The sequence below is a fragment of the Kitasatospora sp. NPDC058218 genome, assembly GCF_042882445.1.
Classification (GTDB): domain Bacteria; phylum Actinomycetota; class Actinomycetes; order Streptomycetales; family Streptomycetaceae; genus Kitasatospora.
Window position 1 is genome coordinate 1 of sequence record NZ_JBHVWC010000078.1, and the last position, 18,815, is coordinate 18,815.

The following is an 18,815-nucleotide window of genomic DNA, read 5'->3' on the forward strand; positions in this document are numbered from 1 at the left end:
GGCGCAGGCGGCCGTCGAGCGGCTGCGCCCGGAAGGCGTCGAGGCGGTGGCCGTCACCTGGGTGGACAACGCCGGCATCGCCCGGGTCAAGGCCGTCCCGCTGGACGGGCTGGTGCACGCCGCGCAGTGGGGCGTCGGCGCGGCGCCCTGCTTCGACGTCTTCCTGGCCGACGACACGATCGTCAGCAGCCCCCTGATCGGCGGCCCCACCGGAGACCTCCGGCTCTACCCGGACCTCGACCGGGTGGTCCCGCTGGCCGCCCAGCCCGGCTGGGCCTGGGCGCCGGGGGAGCGCTACACCCAGTCCGGCGCCCCGCACCCGGGCTGCCAGCGGCTGTTCGCCCGCCGGATGACGGCCGCCGCGGCCGCGCGCGGGATCACCGTCAAGGCCGGCATCGAGGTCGAGTGGGTGGTCGCGCTCGCCGGGCCGGCGCAGGAGGAGCCCCGCTACCCGACCGAGGGCCCGGCCTACGGCATGCAGCGCCTGACCGACCTCTCCGACTACCTGCGCGAGGTGCTGCGCGCGCTCACGGCCCAGGGCCTGACCGTGCTGCAGATCCACCCCGAGTACGCCCCGGGCCAGTTCGAGGTGTCGGTCGCCCCGGAGGGGCCGGTCGAGGCCGCGGACACCTCCGTGCTGATCCGCCAGACCGTCCGGGCCGTCTCCGCGCGGCACGGCCTGCGTGCCTCCTTCGCCCCGGTGGTCGAGGCCGGTTCGGTCGGCAACGGCGGCCACCTCCACCTCAGCCTCTGGCGGGACGGCCAGAACCTCGCCCGCGGCGGGGCCGGCCCGCACGGGCTGACGGCCGAGGCGGAGGGCTTCCTCGCCGGGGTGCTCGGCGCGCTGCCCGAGCTGCTGGTGCTCGGCTCGTCCAGCCCGGCCGGGTACCTGCGGCTGGTGCCCTCGCACTGGGCCGGCGCCTACCAGTGCTGGGGCCTGGAGAACCGCGAGGCGGCGCTGCGACTGGTGACCGGCTCCTCCGGGGAGCGCGCCACCGCGGCCAACGCCGAGGTCAAGTGCTTCGACGCCACCGCCAACCCGTACCTCGCGGTCGGCGCGGTGCTCGCCGCCGGCCTCGCCGGGCTGGACCAACGGCTGGCACTGCCGCCGGAGTTCACCGGTGACCCGGCCGAGGCCGCGCCCGGCACGGTGCCCCGGTTGCCGGCGAGCCCGGGCGACGCGCTCGCGGCGTACCAGAAGTCGGCGGTGCTCCGCGAGGCGCTCGGCGAGCCGTTGTACGAGGCGGTGCTGGCCGTCCGTCGGGCCGAGGGCGAGCAGTACGCCTCGGCCACCCCGGAGCAGCTGGTCGCGGCCACCCGCTGGCGGTACTGACCGGTGCACTCGCTGGACGTCCCGGCGCTGGTCGACCACCACTGCCACAGCGTGGTGGCGGCCGATCTCGCCGACGGCGCCCTGGCCGGGCTGCTCACCGAGTCCGACCGGCCGCCCGCGCCCGGCACCTCGCCGTTCGACAGCGCGCTCGGTCTCGCCGTGCGGCGCTGGTGCCCGCCCGCGCTCGGGCTGCCCGCGCACGCCCCCGCCGCCGACTACCTGGCCCGGCGGGCCGAGCTGGGCGCCGCCGAGGCCACCCGGCGGCTGCTGTCCGCCGCCGCGCTGGACACCTGCCTGGTGGACACCGGGCTGGCCGGGGCGGCCGGCCACCCGCTGCTGCCGCTCAGCGAGTTCGCCGAGGTGGCCGGCGCCCGGGTGCGCGAGGTGATCCGGCTGGAGTCCGTCGCCGAGGCGGTGTCGGCGACGGCCGGCGCGTGGCCGCTCCTCGTCCGCGACGCGCTCGGCGCCTCGGCCACCGGTGCGGTGGCGGTCAAGTCGGTCCTGGCCTACCGGCACGGCCTGGCGGTGCCGGCCGAGCGGCCCGCCCCGGCGGCGGTGACGGCGGCCGCGGGGGAGTGGCTGCGCGCCGGGCACGGCCGGCTGACCCACCCGGTGCTGCTGCACCACCTGCTCTGGACGGCGCTGGACGTCTGCGCCGAGCTCGGTCTGCCGCTCCAACTGCACACCGGCTTCGGCGACCCGGACCTCACCCTGCATCGGGCCGACCCGTCGCTGCTGACCGACTTCGTCCGGGCCGCCGAGCCGAGCGGCGTGCCGCTGGTGCTCCTGCACGGCTATCCCTACCATCGGCAGGCGGCCTGGCTGGCCCAGGCCTTCCCCCAGGTGTACACCGACCTCGGGCTGACGGCCTCCTACGTCGGGCCCCGGGCGGCCGCCGTGCTCGGCGAGATGCTGGAGCTGGCGCCGTTCGGCAAGCTGCTCTTCTCCACCGACGCCTACGGGCTGCCGGAACTGTACCTGGTCGGCGCGGCCCAGTTCCGGCACGGCCTGGGCACCCTGTTGGACGGCTGGCGGGCGGACGGCGCCTGCTCGGCGGCCGACGCGCGGCGCCTGGCACGGCAGGTCGCTGCCGACAACGCCCGCCGCCTGTACCGGCTCTGAGCGGCGGGCAGGAGCGGCGCGGGCCCGGCCCGGCGCCGACGGACACGGTCCGGACGGGTGCGGCGAAGCCCCCCGGGAGGCCGTCCGACCGGGTGCGCAGGCCGGTGCCGGGGCCCGGAAAATGTGGATCGTCCACGCCCGGCTGAGGGAAAGAACGCGCAGTCCGGATATTCACCGTATGGATTGACGCCGGGTCGGCGAGCCCGGAGCCACACCCCTCGGAAGTGGCCGAACGGTGTCGATTAGATGACTACCTCTTGCGGATTGCAACGCATGTTCACTAGCGTCCCGATCATTCCACTGCACCTGCCATCCGCAGCTGCACGACGACTCGGGAGGGCCAACCCCTATGAGTGTTCCTCGGATCAGCCGGACCCGGTACGCCGCGGTGGGCGTCGCCCTTGCCGCGGCAGGTGCCCTGGCGCTGCCCGCCGGTACCGCCGTCGCGGCCACCGGGGCCGAGCCGACGACCGGGCCGCTGCTGAGCTACGTCGTCAACACCCAGGCCAACCACGGCCAGGTGCAGAAGGTCGAGAAGGCCGTCACGACCCTCGGCGGCAGCGTGGTGTACTCCTACGAGCAGATCGGCGTGGTGATCGCCCGCTCGACCGACACCCAGTTCGCCGCGAAGCTGCGCAAGGCGAAGGGCGTCCAGTCGGTCGGCACCAGCCGCACCAAGGGCATCACGGCCGCCGAGTCGCAGAAGGCCGAGGTGGCCGCCGAGCCGGTGGCCGCCGCCGCGGCCGGCGAGGAGCCCTACTGGGCCAACCAGTGGGACATGCGCCAGATCGGCGTGGACAAGGCCCACAAGCTCTCGCTGGGCAGCCGCAACGTGACCGTCGGCGTGCTGGACTCCGGCATCGACGGCACCCACGAGGACCTCGCCGCCAACGTCGACGCCTCGCAGTCGGTCTCCTGCATCGACGGTGGCAAGCCGAACACGGACTGGGCGGCCTGGCAGCCGGGCCCCGACGGCGACCACGGCACCCACGTGGCCGGCACCATCGCCGCCGCCAAGAACGGCAAGGGCATCGAGGGCATAGCCCCGAACGTCAAGCTGGCCGCGGTCAAGGTCGTCGACGACGGCGGGTTCATCTACCCGGAGTACGCGATCTGCGGCTTCGTCTGGGCCGGTGAGCACAAGTTCAAGGTGACCAACAACAGCTACTACGTCGACCCGTGGATGTTCAACTGCCAGAACGACGCGGACCAGGCGGCGATCACCACCGCCGTGCGCCGCGCGGTCGAGTTCTCGCAGCGCAAGGGCGTCCTCAACGTCGCCGCGGCGGGCAACGAGAACATCGACCTGGCCCACAAGACCGTCGACGTCAGCAGCCCGGACGACACCACCCCGGGCACCCGCCCGGTCACCCAGGACTGCCTCAGCCTGCCGACCGAGCTGGACGGCGTGGTCTCGGTCTCCTCGGTGGGCGTCAACGGGGACAAGGCGTACTACTCCAGCTACGGCAAGGGCAAGGTCACCGTGGCCGCCCCCGGTGGCGACCGCCGCTACCAGATCCCGGACACCCCGGACAAGAACGGCCGCACCCTCTCCACCATCCCGGGCGGCCAGTACGGTTACATGCAGGGCACCTCGATGGCCTCCCCGCACGTTGCCGGCGTGCTGGCGCTGCTGGCCAGCACCTTCCCGTGGGCGAGCCCGGAGGAGCTGACCGAGCTGCTGACCAACCAGGCCGAGTCGCACGCCTGCCCGTCGGGCCCGTACAACCCGGGCGGCGCCGGCGAGTGGACCGCCACCTGCGAGGGCGGCGTGGACGACAACGGCTTCTACGGCGCCGGCATCGTCAACGCCGAGAAGGCGGTCCAGTGGTGGCGCTGACGCGCTGACCGGCCGTCACCGGCGCGCGAGCCCGGGGCGGACGGCGCTTGACCGAACCGTGGGTGGGGAGCGGGACTCAGGTCCCGCTCCCCACCCTTTTTTGAGTACCGGTACTCAGGTGCCGTTCCCGGCGCGCTCACCAGGATGGACCCGCACCACCACGCGAAACCCTGGTCGAGGAGCGGAACGCCATGGCAGAGACCTACGCCGGCCGGCAGCCCCGGACGCGTCCGGGCGGCGACCGGACCTGGCCGTGGGTCCTGCTGGGGGTCGTTCAGCTGATCGCGGCCGGTCCGATGCTGGGGCTGATCGTGGGTGGCGTGCTGGCGGTCACCGTGATGGGGCTCGCCTCCGGCGGGACGACGGCCGCGGTGGCGGGCTTCGCCCTGCTGCCGGCCCTCGGCCCGGGGCTTGGTCTGGCGCTGCCGGCCCTGGCGCTGCTCTCCCCGGCGGTGCGCCGGGTGAACCGGGCGGCGCTCTTCGCCCTGCACTGCTTCGGCCTGCTGATCGGGACGACCGTCGAGTACGTCGGCTGGGTCGGCCCGGCGATCGGCTGAGCCGGCGCGAACCCCGTGCCCGTCGGCTCGACGACCGTCCCAGCCCGAAGCCGCCCGGCGCTCACTCGAAGTGGTGGTCCCAGACGGTCTCGACCGACGGCTTGCCGTGCAGGTCCGGCACCTCCTGGAGCCACGCGGGCCGGCCCGCCCGGCTGCGGGCGGCGCGCCGGCGCTCGGCCTCGCCCAGCTGCTCGGGAGTGGCGAACCCGTCCGGCAGCCAGTCGCGGGAGAGCGCCGCCCGGGCGGCCAGCTGCGCGACGTAGGCGTGCCGCAACGCCTCCACCGAGTCGAAGCCGGGCTCGTCGGCCAGCCACGCGTCGGGGACGAGCGCCACGACCTCCTCCAGCAGCGCGGTGGTGACCAGCGGTCCGAGCTCCTCGTCGGCCAGCCGCACGTCGGGGGCGGCGCCGCCGAGGGCGTGGGCGCTCAGGTCGTACCGTTTGCCGACCGAGGCCGCGGCGCCGGACCAGCGGTGGTGGAAGACCAGCGCGGCGCCGTTGTCGATCAGCCAGAGCTTCCCGTGCCAGACCATCAGGTTGGGGTTGTGCACGGTGCGGTCGACGTTGCCGGTGAGCGCGTCCAGCCAGACCACCCGGCCGGCCTCGACCGGGTCGACCGGGATCATGCCGGGCTTGAAGTCGCGGGCGCCGGGCAGGAGGTCCATCCCGAGGTTGAGCCCGCTGCTCGCCCGCAGGATGTCCTGGACCTCGGGGTCGGGTTCGGCGTCGGCGACCGCGGGGTCGAAGTCGACCAGCCGGAGTTCGGGCACCGGCAGGCCGAGCCGCCGGGCCAGCTCGCCGACGATCACCTCGGCCACCAGCGCCTTGCGGCCCTGCGCGGCACCGATGAACTTGACCACGTAGGTGCCCAGGTCGTCGGTCTCCACGACGCCGGGGACGGACCCGCCGGCCCGCAGCGGATCGACGTAGCGCACTGCTGTCACCTGATCGAGCACATCCGTCACCCTACCCGTGCACCTTCCGTGCCCGACCCGTTCACCGGGATTCCCGCGCCACCTCGCGTGCGTCCGCGAGCGCCTGCCGGACGGCGGCGGGGATGTCGGTGACCGGGAAGGCCACCCGGCGCACCACCCGTTCGCGGTCCAGCACGAGCACCGCCCGCTTCAGCCGCAGGCCTTGGCCGACGTGGAAGGTGGGCAGCCGCAGGGCGGCCGCCAGCCGGACGTCCAGGTCGGACAGGAGCGGGAACGGAATCTCCTCCGCCTCGGCGAACTCCCGCTGCTCGTCCGGCCGTTGGGTGGAGATCCCGCGCAGGGCCAGCCCGGCCGCGCGGAACTCGGGGTACGCCTCGCGGAAGAGCCGGTTCTCCAGCGTGCAGCCGACCGCGCCGGGGATGTCGCCCCAGCCGGCCGGCAGCGGCGCGGGCCGGCCGGTCGCGGGGTAGCAGAACAGCACGGTGGCGCCGGCCGCCGGGTCGACCGGGTCCAGCTCGCCGCCGGTGTGCGCGGGCAGGGTGAGCGCCGGCAGCCGGGTGCCGGGCAGCGCCGCCATCCGGGCGGCCTCGGCGCTGTCGGGACCGGCCGAGCCGGAGAGCGCGCCGTCGCCGAGCAGCCAGCGGTCCGCCCAGTCCTGCATCGCGACCAGGACCGGCAGCAGCGCCCGCCCGGCCTCGGTGAGCCGGTACTCGTAGCGCACCGGGCCGCTCTGGTAGGGCACCCGTGCCAGTACGCCGGCCTCGGTCAGGTGGCCGAGCCGTTCGGTGAGGACCTTCCGGGAGATGCCCAGCTCGTGCTGGAGCTCGTCGAAGCGCAGCAGGCCGCGCGCCGACTCGCGGACGATCAGGATGCTCCACCAGTCGCCGATCACGGCCGCCGAGTGGGCGATCGCGCAGGTGGCGTCCCGCTCGGGTACCTCTTTGAGCACCGTCGCTCCTCTCGCGGTCAGGACGGTCCATCCTCGCACCCCCTTGCGAGTTCCAAAAGGGAACTTGTAAGTTCCTAATGAAAACTCAAGCGGGGAGCGCATGAGGGCGAACCAGAACGAACGAGAACGAAGGGGGAGCACATGTCCGTCGCCTGGGCGACGCTGCACCGCACCTGGACGATGACCCGCCGGGCCTACCCGTGGTCCTACGCCGTCGGCTGCCTGCTGATCGGCGTGTTCACCCTCGGCCTGTCCTACCTGGGCCTGCACGCCATCGGCGGCGGCTCGGTGGCCGAGGACTTCACCGCCCGCACCGGCGGCGCCGACTACCTCGGCTACATCGCGATCGGCGCGGCCGGCTACATGTTCACCGTGCGGATGCTGCTCTGGAGCAGCAAGGCGCTGATCACCGAGCAGCGCCAGGGCACCCTGGGCGCGCTGCTGATCGCCCCGGCCGGGCGACTGCCCTACCTGCTGGGCTTCACCGGGTTCGCGCTGCTCAACACCGCCGTCGAGGTCGGCCTGCTCGGCGGGTTCGCCGCGGTGCTCGGCGTCACCCTGCCCGCCTGGCACCCGCTGGCGGCCCTCGCCGGGCTGCTCGCGCTCACCGCCGCCGTCTTCGCCGTCGCCGTCGTGCTCGGCGCGCTGATGATCGTCGCCGGCGAGGCACACATCTCGCAGAACACCGTCTTCCTCGCCGTCTCACTGCTCTGCGGCATCACCTTCCCCAACAGCTACCTGCCCGCGCCCGCCCGGTGGCTGGCCGAGCTGCTGCCCGTCACCTCCGCCATGGACGTGCTGCGCGGCGCGCTCGGCCGGGGGCAGCCGCTCACCGAGCTCACCGCGCGGCTGGTGACCTGCCTCGCCCTCAGCCTCGGCTACCTGCTGCTCGGCCTGCGGCTGCTGCCCGGCGCCGAGCGCCGCGCCGTCGAACGGAGCTTCTGACCCATGGACCACTCGGACCGGAGCCACTGACATGATCCGCACCCGCGCCCTGCGCAAGACCTTCCGCACCCGGGAGAAGGGCCTGTTCGGCCCGCGCGCCGTGAAGACCGCCGTCGACGGCCTCGACCTGGAGATCCCGGCCGGCCGGGTCACCGGACTGCTCGGCCTCAACGGCGCCGGCAAGACCTCCACCATCAAGATCCTCGCCACGCTGCTCCGCCCCACCTCCGGCACGGTCACCCTGGACGGCCTCGACCTGGTCGACCACGCCCGCGAGGCCCGGCGCCGGATCAACCTGATCGCCGGCGGCGAGCGGATGGTCTACGGCAAGCTCACCGGCGCCGAGAACCTCCGCTACTTCGGCCACCTCTACGACGTCCCCGGCGCGGTGCTGCGCCCCCGGATCGGCGAGCTGCTGGAGCTGGTCGGCCTCACCGGGGCCGCCGACACCCCGGTCGAGCGGTACTCGCGCGGCATGACCCAGCGGCTCTCGATCGCCCGCGGCCTGATCAACGACCCGGCGTACCTGCTGCTGGACGAGCCCACCCTCGGCCTGGACGCCCCGATCGCCCGGGACCTGCGCCGGGTGGTCGCCGGCCTCGCCGCCGAGGGGCGGGGCGTGCTGCTCACCTCGCACTACCTGGCCGAGGTCGAGGAGCTCTGCGAGCACGTCTACGTGATCTCCGGCGGGCGCCACCTCGCGGCCGGCAGCCCGGCCGAGCTCAAGACGCAGACCGGCAGTCACCGCAGCGTCCGGGTCACCGTCACCAACCCGTCTCCCGAACTGGAGTCCGCCGTGGCCGACTTCGCGCTCCGCCTGGGCGTGCGCGCCGAACTCGGGGTGACCGGGCAGGGCGGCCTGCTGGTCACCGTCCGCCACCCGGAGGACGTGGCCGGCCCGCTGGCCGGGGCGATCGTCGCCGCCGGCGGGGCGATCGGCGGGCTGGAGGTCACCGAGGCCAGCCTGGAGGACGCCGTCCTGGCCCTCACCGGCACGGCGTCGGCACCCACCGGCACCACCGCGGCGCCCGCCGACAGCCGGACGGCGGTGAGCGCGTGACCGGCCTGCCCCCCACCCGGGCGCTGCCCCCCACTGAGGCGCTGCTGCTCGGCGCGGCCGACCGCGGCGCGCGCCCGCCGTACCCCGCCGGCCCCGCCCTCCCGCCGCACCTCCGCGGCCGCATCCTCCCGCCGCCCCGCCCGGGTACGCGTCGGCCGCCCGGCCCGGGCGGCGACCGGCTCCCCGCCAGGCCGCTGCGGCACGCCGGCAAGGTGTTCGCCGCCGAGGCGCTGAAGCAGCACCGCACGCTCTTCGGCCAGCCGCTGGTGCTCGCCTCGATGCTGCTCTGGCCGCTGCTCCAACTGGCCGCCACCTACTACACCCTGCACCCGATCGCGGCCGGCTCGACCGCCGCCGCCCGCTGGCCGCTGGCCGCCGACCCGGCCAAGCTGCTCGGTTTCCTCGCGACCGGGGCACTGGCCTGGGCGTTCTTCTTCTCGCTGGTCCAGTCCGCGTGGAACTTCGCCTTCGAGCGCACCACCGGCACGCTGGAACTGCTCTTCCTCTCGCCCGCCGACCGGCTGGTCCTGATGCTGGCCAACGGCACCGGCGCGCTGCTGCAGAACGCCTGGCTGCTCACCTGCTTCCTGGGCGCCGCCGCGTTCGGCTTCGGCAGCCTGGACGTCGCCGGGCCCTGGATGTACCCGGTGGTGCTGCTCGCCCTGCTGCTGCCGGCGGTGGCCTGGGGCGCGCTGCTCAACAGCCTGATGGTGTTCTCGCGGGACTCCGCCTTCGTCTACACCGTGCTGGACGATCCGATGTGGTTCGTCGCCGGGGTCCGGCTGCCCGTCTTCGCACTGCCCGGTGTGCTGCGGGTGCTCGGCGCGGCGTTGCCGCTGACCGGCAGCCTGGCGGTGGTCCGTGGTGCGCTGCTGGAGGGGGAGGGGCTCGGTGAGCTCGCGCCCGGGCTGGCCCGGCTGGCGGTGCTCTGCGCACTGCTGCTGGCCGGTGCCGCGCTGGCGCTGCGGCTCGGCGAGGCCCGGGCGCAGCGGACGGGGGGTCTGCGCCTGTCCTGAGCCGGGGCCCGCGTGCCCCGCGCCCGGACGGACCCCGGGCCACCCCGAGCCCCTGCACCGCCCCGGGCCGCGCCCTGTGGTTGGCTTGCCGGTGAAACCGGACGTCCAGACGAGGAGAGCAAGGTCATGGGACAGGTGCAGGCCACCACCGAGCGGGTCTACGACGCCACCCCCGAGCGGGTCTACGAGGTGCTGGCCGACTACCAGGTGACCCGCCCCAAGCTGCTGCCCGCGCAGTACAGCGAGTACGAGGTCAGGGTCGGCGGCACCGGGGCGGGCACCCAGGTGCACTGGCGGCTCCAGGCCACCGAGAAGCGGGTGCGGGACTGCCTGTTCACCGTCTCGGCGCCCGCGCCGGACCAGCTGGTGGAGAAGGACGCCAACTCCAGCATGGTGATCACCTGGACGGTGGCCGCGGCGGGCGAGGGCCGGTCGAAGGTCACCGTCTCGGCCGCCTGGCAGGGGGCGGGCGGCATCGGCGGCTTCTTCGAGCGCACCTTCGCGCCGAAGGGCCTGAACCGGATCCACGACGAGGTGCTCGCGAACCTGGCCGCCGAGGTCCGCTGACGCCCGCGAGGCCCCCCGGAACCCCGCCCGAGGAGCTCCGGGGAGCCCCGGGGACCGCTGCGCCGGTCGCCCGGTCAGCAAGAAGATTCGAGGAGTTCGCCCACCCGTACGACAAGCAAGCCGTACGGGTGGACGGCCGCCACCTGCGGGTGACGAGGGCCCCCGGGCACGGCGGAGCCACCCTAGGCTCGCCGCCGTGCATATGACGATCCTTCACATTTCGCAGCCCGTCGACGGCGGGGTCGCCCGCGTCGTCGTCGACCTGGTCCGCGGTCAGCGCGAGGCCGGCCACCGGGTGCTGGTCGCCTGCCCGCGCGGCGGCCGGCTGGCCGAGGAGGCCGCCGCCGCCGGCGCGCTGGTCCAGGACTGGTCCGCCCGCCGTTCGCCCGGTCCGTCCGTCGCCGCCGAGGCGTGGCGGCTGCGCCGGATCGTCCGCGCCGCCGCGCCCGACATGGTCCATCTGCACAGCGCCAAGGCCGGGTTGGCCGGTCGGCTGGCCATCCGGGGCGCGGTGCCGACCGTCTTCCAGCCGCACGCCTGGTCGTTCGCCGCCGTCGACGGCGCGCTGGCCGCCGCCACCCTGCGCTGGGAGCGGTACGCGACCCGCTGGGCGCACCGCCTGCTCTGCGTCAGTGTCCAGGAGCGGGCCGACGGCGTCGCCGCGGGTCTGCACGCCGACTGGGCGGTGGTGCCCAACGGTGTCGACGTGCGCCACTACGCGCCCGCCGAGCGGCGGGCCGCCCGGATCGCGCTCGGCCTGGACCTCGACGCCCCGCTGGCCGTCTGCGTGGGCCGGCTCTGCCGCCAGAAGGGCCAGGACGTCCTGCTCGACGCCTGGCCCGAGGTGCTGCGCCTGGTGCCGCAGGCTCGGCTGGCCCTGGTCGGCACCGGGCCGGAGGAGGCCCGGCTGGCCGCCGCCGTGCGGGAGACGGTCGAGCCGTCCCGGGTGCGGCTGGTCGGGGAGGTGTCGGACCCGCGGCCGTGGCTGGCGGCGGCCGACCTGGTGGTGCTGCCCTCGCGCTGGGAGGGGATGGCGCTGGCGCCGCTGGAGGCGATGGCGGCGGGCCGGCCGGTGCTGCTGACGGATGTGCCCGGTGCGCGCGAATGCCTGCCCCCGGCCGAACGGAAGCACGCGGTCGTGCCGCCCGAGGACGCCGCCGCGCTCGCCACCCGAATGGCCGAAGCATTGTCCGACCCGATCGAGTGCGAGCGACGCGGCGCGCGCCTGCGCGACCATGCCGTGGCGCGCCATGACGTGCGATCGGTGGTCGAACAGGTGGACGCGCTCTACCGGGATCTGCTGGGGGCCGGGCCGGCGGCCGGACGGCGCCGTGCCCGTGTCCCAGAGCGGATCTGATCGTTTCACATGCCGTGAATGCCCTCCGCTGCGGAGCTGTCGTATTCGCACCCTCAACCGGTTTGTGGGCGAGGGGTGAAATCAGAAATACCTATTAATGGGCGGCTGGAATGAAATGGCAAGTCAACTTCCAGCATCCAGGCCCACGTTCGGTACTGTCTGATTTTGCCTGCTTCATTTCGATTTCACGCCGGGAATTCGCGAGAAAACCGAAAGCCGCCAGCGGCAGCAGGTGCAGTCAGGACCGCGCCCACCGGGCCGGGACGGCCGCCCCGGGCCAACCGGTGCAGGGCCGCCGTCACCCCGGGCACACAGCAGGGGAGTTCGTGCGCTGATGACCATTGACCACGACAGCGTGCCACGGCCCGGCCGGCCCCTGTCCGGCCCGCGCCGGCCCGCCACCGGGCTGCTCGACCGCCCGGCCCGGTCCGCCCAGACCCGCAGCGCCCCGCCCTCCCGCCGCCACCGCCGACCGGTCCGCTCCCGGCTCGCCCTCCCCGTCGCCCTGGCCGCCGTCGACGCCCTCGCCCTGTGCACCGCCACCGGGCTCGCCAACCGCGCCCTCGACCCGGTGGTCCGGGTCGATCCGCTGCTGGGCGTGGCCGCCCTGCTGCCCCTGCTGCTCCTGCTCAACCTGGCCGGCGGCCTCTACCGGGCCCGGCTCACCCTCTCCGTCCTCGACGAACTCCCCGCGCTGACCGTCCGGGCCGTCGTCGCCACCGCCTTCGCCGTGACCCTGGCCGGCTGTCTGGACGGCCGCTGGCCCGACTGCGGCCCCGCCACCCCGGCCCGGCTGACCGTGCTGCTCGGCGTCCAGCTGCTGCTCGCCGTCTGCGGCCGTGCGCTGCTCTACCACCTGGTCCGCCGGATCCGCCGCAGCCGGCCCAGCCCCGTGCTGGTCCTCGGCGCCGGCCGGCTCGGCCGCCGGGTCGCCGCGGCCCTCAGCGAGCGCGGCGAGTACGGCATGCGCCCGGTCGGCTTCCTCGACCCCGACCCGCCGCTGCTGGCCGGCGACACCGACCTGCCCGTGCTCGGCGGCCGCGAGGTGCTGGAGCGCGAGGTCCGCCGCCACCGGATCCACCACGTTGTGGCCACCGCCGGCGCCGCCGACGAGGCCGAGACCGCCGCGGCCCTGCGCGACGCCGCCCGGCTCGGCTGCCAGGTCTGGCTGGTGCCCGCGCTGCGCGAGTACGGCTCGCTGGAGAACTGCCGCTCCGCCGGCGGCGACCACGTCTGGGGGTTCCCCTGCCTCAAGGTGGACCGCCCGGCGATGCGCCGCCCCGGCTGGGCCGTCAAGCGCGCCCTGGACGTCACCGCCGCCGGCCTCGGTCTGCTCGCCCTGGCCCCCGTGCTCGCCCTCTGCGCGCTCGCCGTACGCTTCGACACCGGCCCCGGCGTGCTCTTCCGCCAGCAGCGCACCGGGCTCGACGGCCGGGTCTTCACCGTCCTCAAGTTCCGCACCCTGCGCCCGAGCAACGAGCACGAGTCGGCGACCCGCTGGAACATCGCCCAGGACCACCGGATGGGCGCCGTCGGCAGGCTGATGCGCCGCAGCTCCCTGGACGAGCTGCCGCAGCTGTGGAACGTCCTGCGCGGCGACATGAGCCTGGTCGGCCCGCGCCCCGAGCGCCCCTACTTCGTCATGCGGTTCGGCCAGGCCTACCCCGAGTACGCGGACCGCCACCGCGTCCCGGTCGGCCTCACCGGCCTCGCCCAGGTCAACGGCCTGCGCGGGGACACCTCCATCGAGGACCGGGCCCGCTTCGACAACCGCTACATCGAGAGCTGGAGCCTCTGGCAGGACGTCAAGATCCTGTGCCGCACCGCGGCCCTGATGCTCCACCCGGACGGAAGCTGACCAGCGTGGCCCTCACCCTCGATCCCGCCCCCACCCCGGCCCGGGCGTTACGCCGGACGGGTGCGGCGCTCGCCGCCCGGCCCAGCCTGCTCGCCGCCGCCACCGTGCTGCTGGTCTGCGTGCCCACCGGCGAGAAGGACGTCACCGCCGCCGTCCACATCACCGCCGCCGACCTCGCCTCGCTGGCCCTGGTCGCCGTCACCGCCGTCGACCTGCTGCGCGGCCGCACCCCCGCGATCGGCCGGACCACCGCCGTCCGGTTCGGCGCGATCGTGCTCGCCGCCGCCGTCGCCACCGTCGGCTCGATCGACCCGGCCGGCAGCCTCACCGGGTTCGTCCGGCTCACCCAGGTCTTCGTCCTGGTGCCCGCCGCCGTCCTGTGCTCCCTGCGCGACCGCACCGACCAGCGGCTGGTGCTCGGCTCCTTCGTCGCCGCCGCGCTGATCCAGGGCGTGGTCGGCGTCCACCAGTACCTCACCGGGACGGGCGCCTCCTACACCGGCCGGCCGATCCGGGCCGTCGGCACCTTCGGCGCGCTCGACATCATGGCGATGTCCACCGTGGTCAGCTACGGCCTGCTCGCCGCCCTCGCCCTGGCCCTCGGGGCCCGCGAGGACGGCGCCGACCCCCGGCTGCGCCGCGCCATGTACGCCGCCGCCGCGTTCCTGGCCTTCCCGCTCGCCGTCTCGTTCAGCCGCGGCAGCTGGATCGCCACCGGCGCCGCCGCCGCCGTCCTGCTGCTGCGCGCCGACGCCCGGCTCGCCGTCCGCAGCGCCGTCCTCGGCCTGGCCGCCGCCGTCGTCCTGATCGGCGGCCTCGGCCTCGGCGCTTCCGGGGTCACCGCCCGGATCAGCTCCATCGGCTCCGTCTCCGCCGCCCCCGACCAGTCGGTGTCCGACCGCTACGACCTCTGGTCCACCGCCGGGCGCATCTGGCAGGACCACCCGGTCAGCGGCGCCGGGCCCAAGGCGTTCCAGCAACTGCGCGACAGCCACGCCCCCTTGCGGCTCTCCTCCGGCAGCGACGCCGCCGACGCCACGATCGGCTTCCAGCGCGAGCCGCTGCTCTCCCCGCACAACATGTACTTCCTGGTGCTCAGCGAGCAGGGGCTGATCGGCATCGTCGCCTACGCCGCGCTCTTCCTCGGCCTGCTGATCGGCTGCCTGCGCCGGGCCCGCGGCACCGGCCTCGCGGCGCTCGCCCTGCTGGTCTGGGTCCTGGTCGACTTCCTCTACGCGGACATCGGCGGCACCACCACCGTGCTGACCTCCGTCGTCCTCGGCCTCGCCGCCCGCACCGCCCGCGGCGCCACCCCGGAGGCGACCGCCCGATGACCACCGACCGGCCGACCGCGCTCACCCCGACGCTGCCGGCCCCCCGCCCCGCACCACCCGCCGCCGGGACGCCGGCCGCCCCCCGGCGCGGCTTCCTCGCCAAGGCCTTCGGCGTCACCGCCGTGCTCAGCGCCGCCGGCTCCGCCCTGGGCCTGCTCCGCGACCTGCTGCTGGCCCGCTACTTCGGCGCCAATCAGGGCACCGACGCCTTCCTGGTCGCCTGGACGGTCCCGGAGACCGCCGCACCGCTGCTGATCGAGGACGCCATGTCCTTCCTCATGGTGCCCGCCTTCGCCCTGGCGCTGGTCCTGCGGGAGGAGCACCCCGACGGCCCCGACCCGGTCCGCCAGCTGGTCCGCGCCACCCTGCCCTGGCTGCTGCTCGCGCTCACCGCGCTCTCGCTCGGCGCCGCCCTGGGCGCCCCCCAACTGGTCGACCTGCTCGCCCCCGGCCTGGCCGATCCCGACCTCGCCGTCACCTGCACCCGGATCACCGCCTGCACCGTGCTGCCGTTCGGCGTGGCCGGCTACCTCGCCGCCGCGCTCCGGGCCCACCACTGCTTCACCGCCCCGGCCGGCATCTACGTCGCCTACAACGTCGGCATCCTCGGCGTCCTGCTCAGCTGCCACGCGCTCTGGGGGGTCCGCTCCGCCGCGATCGGGGTCGCCCTCGGCAGCCTGCTGATGGCCGGTCTGCTGGTCGCCCCGTTCCTGCGCCGGCTGCGGGCAGGCCGCTCCGCCGGGGCCCCCGCCCGGCCCGGCGGCCGGGAGGTGCCCCCGGGCGCGCGGCCCGCGCTCGTGCTGATCCCGCTCGCCCTGCTGCCGGTGGCCGCCTTCACGCTGACCCGGCAGGCGCAGGTCTTCATCGAGCGCTTCCTCGGCTCCGCGCTGCCGCCCGGCACCATCTCGCACCTCAACTACGCCGCCAAGGTCTCCCAACTGGCCATGACGGCGGCCATCCTGATCTGCACCGTCACCTTCCCGCTGGTCGCCCGGGCCCTCGCCGCCGGGGATCTCACCGCCGCCCGCGACCGGGTCGAGAAGGACCTCGGCCAGGCGGCCGCGGTCGTCCTGCTCGGCACCGCCTTCCTGCTCGCCTGCGCGCCCTCGGTGGTCGCCCTGCTCTTCCAGCGCGGCGCGTTCGGCGCCCAGGACACCGCCGCCACCGCGGCCGTGATCCGGGTCTACAGCTTCGGCCTCCCCGCGCAGGCGCTGATCGGCGTGATGATCCGCCCCTACTTCTCGCTCCGCCCGGTCGTCCGCCGGGCCGGTGACCCGCGCAGCGACGACGGCGGCCGCCGGCTGCTCGACTGGTACCCGGCCGCCGCCATGGTGTTCGGCCTGGTCGTCACCGTCGCCGTCGGCCTGCTCGCCACTCCCCGCTTCGGCGCCCTCGGCCTGGCCGCCGGGAACGCGGCCGGCATCACGACCACCGCGGCGCTGCTGCTGCACGGCCTCGTCCTGCGGGGCATCGCGCTGCGCCTGCGGCTGGTCCTCGGCGGCCACGCCCGGCTGCTCGCCGCCGCCGCCGGCGCGGCCGCGCTCGGCACCCCCGCCGCCGGGCTCCCCGCCGACCCCCTGCTCTCGACGCTGCTCGGGGGCCTCACCGTGGCGCTCGCCTTCGCCGCCCTCGGCACCGGCCTCGGTGCCCGCGAGGTGCGCGGACCGGTCCTCGCCGCCGTCCGGGCCCTGTGCCCGCCATCCGTTGCCGATGAAGGGAAGCCTCCCCATGGACGTTGAACGGGGACCCGTCCGGTCGGTGCTGTCGGGCGTACGCCGCTCCGGCGCGCCGACGGCAGCCGGTCCGCGGACCGAGGCGCCGCGCGCCGGTGTCCGCCGCCCGGAGGCACAGCTGCCCCGAAGTAGCCGGCCCGCCACCCGGGCCCCCGCCCCGGAGAGCACCTCGCCGTGGATCCTGATGTACCACTCGGTGGCCGTCGAGGAGGACGACCCGTACCAGCTGACCGTCAGCCCCGAGCGGTTCGCCGAGCAGATCGCCTGGCTCCACCGGCGCGGGCAGCGCGGCGTCTCGGTCCGCGAGCTGATGCGGGCCCGGGCCGCCGGCCGGGCCGACAACCTGGTCGGCCTGACCTTCGACGACGGCTACGCCGACTTCGGCCGCTTCGCCGTACCGATCCTGCAGGCGTACGGCTTCACCGCGACCGCCTACGTGGTCGCCGACCTGCTCGGCCGGGCCAACGACTGGGACGTCGAGGGCCCGCGCAAGAAGCTGCTCACCGTCCAGGAGGTCACCGAACTCGCGGCCGCCGGCTGGGAGATCGGCTCGCACGGCCTCGGCCACCAGGCCCTGCCCGGCCTGCCCGCCGACGTGCTCGCCACCCAGACCAGGGAGAGCCGGCGCGCCCTGGAGGAGGTCGTCGGCGGTCCGGTCACCGGTTTCTGCTACCCGTACGGCGCCGTCGACCTGCCCGCCACCCTGGCCGTCCGGGACGCCGGCTACGACTACGCCTGCGCCATCGCGCACTCCCCGCTCACCGGCCGCTACGCGCTGCCCCGCTGCTACGTCGGCGACCGCGACGGCGCCTGGCGGCTGCGGGCCAAGCGCGGCCGGCACCGTCTTCGCGACACCGTCACCGAGCTGCGCCGCAGCCGCCTCGCGGCCCGCCCGGGGCCGAAGCGGCGCGCCGCGGGCGACGGCGAGGAGCGGCAGGGGAGCGCAGCGGCCAGGAGTGCCGGCAGCGGGTCGGAGCGCTCGGCCGCGGAGCGGGCGCCCCGCCGGGGGGCCGGCCGGTGAGGGTGCTGCACATCGTCACCGGTCTCGCCTCCGGCGGCGCCGAGCGTCAACTCCAGTTGCTGCTGCGGCACCTGCCCGAGCACCAGCACTGCGAGGTGGTCGCACTGACCAACCCCGGCACGGTGGCCGCCGCGCTGCGCGCCGAGGGCGTCACCGTCCACCACCTCGCGATGCGCGGCAACCGGGACGTCGGCGCGCTGCCCCGGCTGGTCCGGCTGATCCGGTCCGGCCGCTACGACCTCGTCCACACCCACCTCTACCGGGCCGGTCTGTACGGGCGCCTCGCCGCCCGGCTCGCCGGGGTCCGGGCGGTGGTGGCCACCGAGCACTCGCTGCACGCCGGGGTGATCGAGGGCCGCCCGGTGACCCGCGGCGTCAAGGGCCTCTACCTGGCGGCCGAACGCCTGGGCACCACCACCGTCGCGGTCTCCCGGCAGGTCGCCCAGACCCTGCACGCCTGGGGCGTGCCGCCGGCCCGGGTCGAGCTGATCCCCAACGGCATCGACACCGCCCGCTACCGCCGACCGGACGCCGACCGCGCCGCGGCCCGGCACCGGCTGCGCGCCGACCTCGGCCTGCCGCAGGGGAGCTGGGTGGTCGGCGGGGTCGGCCGACTGGTGCCCGGCAAGCGCTTCCACGTCCTGCTGGAGGCGCTCGCCGACCTCGACCCGGCCGCCCGGCTGGTGCTGGTCGGCGAGGGCCCGGAGCGAGCCGCCCTGGAGCACCGGGCCGCCGAACTCGGCGTCCGGGAGCGCCTGGTGCTCACCGGCGAGCGCGACGACGTCCCCGACCTGCTCGCCGCGCTGGACGTACTGGCCGCCCCCTCGACCGAGGAGACCTTCGGCCTCGGCGTCCTGGAGGGCCTCGCGGCCGGTCTGCCGGTCCGCCACAGCGCCTGCCCGGCCCTGGACGAACTCCCGCCCGCCGCCGCCCCGCAGGCCCGCCGGATCCCCTCCGACGCGGCGGCCTACACCGCCGCACTGCGCGAGCTGCGCCACCTCAACGACCACAGCACCGAGCCGCTGCCCCGGCCCCCGGCGGTCGGCCACTACGACATCGTCCGGGTGGCCGCCGACCTCGGCGCCCTCTACGACCGCCTGGCACCCGCTTGAGCCGCCGGCAGCCTGGGGCGTGTCCGACACGCCCGCAACCCCGAGCCGCCGGCCGGGCGGCCCGCATACCCAAGGAG

16 protein-coding genes are annotated in these 18,815 nt (G+C 75.4%); 14 read left to right on the forward strand and 2 right to left on the reverse strand.

Features of this window, described 5'->3' with window-relative positions:
• From ACFVYI_RS36420 to ACFVYI_RS36435, 4 genes are all read left to right on the forward strand, one after another.
• A partial coding sequence (locus ACFVYI_RS36420) for a glutamine synthetase (protein ID WP_387893571.1) occupies positions 1 to 1,333 on the forward strand: 1,333 nt, incomplete at its 5' end.
• Positions 1,334 to 1,336: 3 nt separating this feature from the next.
• The gene (locus tag ACFVYI_RS36425) at positions 1,337 to 2,455 is read left to right on the forward strand and encodes an amidohydrolase family protein (protein WP_387893572.1); all 1,119 of its coding nucleotides are present in this window, start codon (positions 1,337 to 1,339) and stop codon (positions 2,453 to 2,455) included.
• A 349-nt stretch (positions 2,456 to 2,804) separates the two neighbouring features.
• A complete protein-coding gene (locus tag ACFVYI_RS36430; protein ID WP_387893574.1) occupies positions 2,805 to 4,295 on the forward strand; it encodes a S8 family serine peptidase in 1,491 nt (496 codons plus the stop codon).
• A 191-nt stretch (positions 4,296 to 4,486) separates the two neighbouring features.
• Positions 4,487 to 4,852 carry a hypothetical protein gene (locus ACFVYI_RS36435; RefSeq protein ID WP_387893576.1) on the forward strand — a complete coding sequence of 122 codons (366 nt, stop codon included), beginning with the start codon at positions 4,487 to 4,489 and terminating at the stop codon, positions 4,850 to 4,852.
• Between the two features lie 61 nt (positions 4,853 to 4,913).
• Here the strand turns inward: ACFVYI_RS36435 and ACFVYI_RS36440 are convergent, their stop codons facing one another.
• Together ACFVYI_RS36440 and ACFVYI_RS36445 are read right to left on the reverse strand one after the other, a co-directional pair.
• On the reverse strand, positions 4,914 to 5,807 hold the full coding sequence (locus ACFVYI_RS36440; protein ID WP_387893578.1) for a HipA family kinase: 894 nt from the start codon (positions 5,805 to 5,807) through the stop codon (positions 4,914 to 4,916).
• A 40-nt stretch (positions 5,808 to 5,847) separates the two neighbouring features.
• On the reverse strand, positions 5,848 to 6,735 hold the full coding sequence (locus ACFVYI_RS36445) for a winged helix-turn-helix transcriptional regulator (protein WP_387893579.1): 888 nt from the start codon (positions 6,733 to 6,735) through the stop codon (positions 5,848 to 5,850).
• Positions 6,736 to 6,876: 141 nt separating this feature from the next.
• Between ACFVYI_RS36445 and ACFVYI_RS36450 the strand changes: the two genes are divergently transcribed.
• The 10 genes from ACFVYI_RS36450 to ACFVYI_RS36495 all read left to right on the forward strand — a co-directional run bounded on the left by ACFVYI_RS36450 (position 6,877) and on the right by ACFVYI_RS36495 (position 18,738).
• Positions 6,877 to 7,680, forward strand: a complete 804-nt coding sequence (locus tag ACFVYI_RS36450; protein WP_387893581.1) for an ABC transporter permease — start codon at positions 6,877 to 6,879, stop codon at positions 7,678 to 7,680.
• Between the two features lie 31 nt (positions 7,681 to 7,711).
• Positions 7,712 to 8,740 (forward strand): ABC transporter ATP-binding protein, encoded by a 1,029-nt coding sequence (locus ACFVYI_RS36455; protein WP_387893583.1) that lies wholly within the window; start codon positions 7,712 to 7,714, stop codon positions 8,738 to 8,740.
• Complete coding sequence (locus ACFVYI_RS36460; RefSeq protein WP_387893585.1) at positions 8,737 to 9,756, forward strand: ABC transporter permease; 1,020 nt, start codon at positions 8,737 to 8,739, stop codon at positions 9,754 to 9,756. The genes ACFVYI_RS36455 and ACFVYI_RS36460 overlap by 4 nt, the downstream gene beginning before the upstream one ends.
• Positions 9,757 to 9,882: 126 nt before the next feature.
• Positions 9,883 to 10,323 carry an SRPBCC family protein gene (locus ACFVYI_RS36465; RefSeq protein WP_387893587.1) on the forward strand — a complete coding sequence of 147 codons (441 nt, stop codon included), beginning with the start codon at positions 9,883 to 9,885 and terminating at the stop codon, positions 10,321 to 10,323.
• A 202-nt stretch (positions 10,324 to 10,525) separates the two neighbouring features.
• Positions 10,526 to 11,680 (forward strand): glycosyltransferase, encoded by a 1,155-nt coding sequence (locus ACFVYI_RS36470; RefSeq protein WP_387893589.1) that lies wholly within the window; start codon positions 10,526 to 10,528, stop codon positions 11,678 to 11,680.
• 334 nt (positions 11,681 to 12,014) lie between these two features.
• Positions 12,015 to 13,538 (forward strand): exopolysaccharide biosynthesis polyprenyl glycosylphosphotransferase, encoded by a 1,524-nt coding sequence (locus tag ACFVYI_RS36475; protein WP_387893591.1) that lies wholly within the window; start codon positions 12,015 to 12,017, stop codon positions 13,536 to 13,538.
• A gap of 5 nt (positions 13,539 to 13,543) precedes the next feature.
• Positions 13,544 to 14,872: an O-antigen ligase family protein gene (locus ACFVYI_RS36480; protein ID WP_387893593.1), complete on the forward strand. Its 1,329-nt coding sequence runs from the start codon at positions 13,544 to 13,546 to the stop codon at positions 14,870 to 14,872.
• Positions 14,869 to 16,611 (forward strand): lipid II flippase MurJ, encoded by a 1,743-nt coding sequence (locus ACFVYI_RS36485; RefSeq protein ID WP_387893595.1) that lies wholly within the window; start codon positions 14,869 to 14,871, stop codon positions 16,609 to 16,611. Before ACFVYI_RS36480 ends, ACFVYI_RS36485 begins: the two co-directional genes overlap by 4 nt.
• On the forward strand, positions 16,601 to 17,626 hold the full coding sequence (locus tag ACFVYI_RS36490) for a polysaccharide deacetylase family protein (protein WP_387893597.1): 1,026 nt from the start codon (positions 16,601 to 16,603) through the stop codon (positions 17,624 to 17,626). The genes ACFVYI_RS36485 and ACFVYI_RS36490 overlap by 11 nt, the downstream gene beginning before the upstream one ends.
• Positions 17,623 to 18,738, forward strand: coding sequence for a glycosyltransferase (locus tag ACFVYI_RS36495; protein WP_387893599.1), 1,116 nt, complete (start codon positions 17,623 to 17,625; stop codon positions 18,736 to 18,738). Before ACFVYI_RS36490 ends, ACFVYI_RS36495 begins: the two co-directional genes overlap by 4 nt.
• Positions 18,739 to 18,815 lie beyond the last annotated feature (77 nt).